Annotated in this window: 1 protein-coding gene and 1 pseudogene; one reads left to right on the top strand and one right to left on the bottom strand. The window is 41.0% G+C overall.

The window, feature by feature from the left end:
- Positions 1-285: pseudogene (locus R7E78_RS24260) on the top strand (putative 4-hydroxy-4-methyl-2-oxoglutarate aldolase); the annotation flags it as partial.
- Here the strand turns inward: R7E78_RS24260 and R7E78_RS24255 are convergent.
- Positions 282-752 (bottom strand): ribonuclease regulator, encoded by a 471-nt coding sequence (locus R7E78_RS24255; RefSeq protein ID WP_318058355.1) that lies wholly within the window; start codon positions 750-752, stop codon positions 282-284. The pseudogene R7E78_RS24260 and the gene R7E78_RS24255 overlap by 4 nt on opposite strands.
- Positions 753-1,234: the final 482 nt, after the last annotated feature.

The raw sequence follows: 1,234 nt of genomic DNA, 5'->3' as shown, positions 1-1,234 counted from the left end.
GGTTCCTGCCAAAAAGCGCTGCTTGGTGATCAGCTGGCGATACTCGGTATCGAAAATGGTTGGGAAGGTATCATCGTGTACGGAGCGGTGCGCGATGTGGCACAAATGTCGCAAATGGACATAGGAGTGCAAGCGCTGGGTACATGTCCGTTTAAAACGGAAAAGCGTGGTGTGGGTGAAGTCAACGTGACGTTAACGATGCTGAACCAAATTGTTCAACCAAAACATCATGTTTATGCCGATTGGAATGGGGTGTTGATTTCAAAAGAAGCACTCGATTTTTAGAATCGGAAACCTAAACCTACCTCAAAGCCTTGTTGCCAATCTTGGTAATCCAACGTCGCGTGAATGTCTAACTTATCGGTAATTTTCACGCGGCTAGAAAGTTCAGCAGCGAGGCTACTGTCTTCGGTTTGAATGCCGTTGCTATTCTCAGATTTGTAAGATCTTACGGTACTTTTTACGGTGACACGATCATTGAAGTGGTAGCTGATCCCGCGGAGAAAGCCGCTTTGGTTTTGAGTCGGAGAGTTATTGACTCGCGCACCTACATAAAGGTCAACAGAATCAAAAAGTTCATAGGCGTAGCCACCATCAATATTCCATACATCAAAGCTGTCGGTTTGGTAACTTTCGCTTGAGATAAACAGTTTGTGAGGAGACGCGCTTGTTTTCCCTGGAAGGGGAGGGAGATCGTTAGCAAAAGAAACGCCAGACACTGAAAACAGTAACAGAAAAAGCCATTTTTTCATGTCCACCACTCCTTGTGTCTAACTTTTTTATTAGTATCTGCTAAAAGCTTCTCACTATTAAAGCATAGAATATGAAAGCCAACACATCTATTTTCTAAATAATTCGATCCTAGGAACATTGATCACAGTTAAGTTGTTGTTAACTAGAAACAACACCGTCTAAATGTTTGATCTTGCGCTTTATGAGAAAGATCCGCTTACCTATGGCTCCTAATCACCCTTCGTTTAATGGCATTAACTCCTGAAGTTAGAAAACAAGGATGTTTTTCTTAAAATCAAGCGTAAGTAATTACACTTATATATCAATGACATTACGCAGAATAAACCTCTGGAAGACTGGAAAATAAACAATTTTTTGTTGACTCTGAATAGGAAACTCGGTAAACGTAGATATAAGCAAACACGATTAACGTTGAATATTTATTTATGCCATCTAACAGCCTAGTAGTAATGACCACGACCATTATTATTACCGACACGAC

It is taken from the genome of Vibrio sp. YT-19(2023), from assembly GCF_033337395.1.
Note: the sequence above shows the minus strand (reverse complement) of the source record. Positions and strands in the feature narration are given on the sequence as shown.

What these genes read in the sequence shown, in the direction of transcription:
- R7E78_RS24255 (WP_318058355.1), bottom strand. Translation starts at nt 752, where the DNA reads ATGAAAAAATGGCTTTTTCTGTTACTGTTTTCAGTGTCTGGCGTTTCT.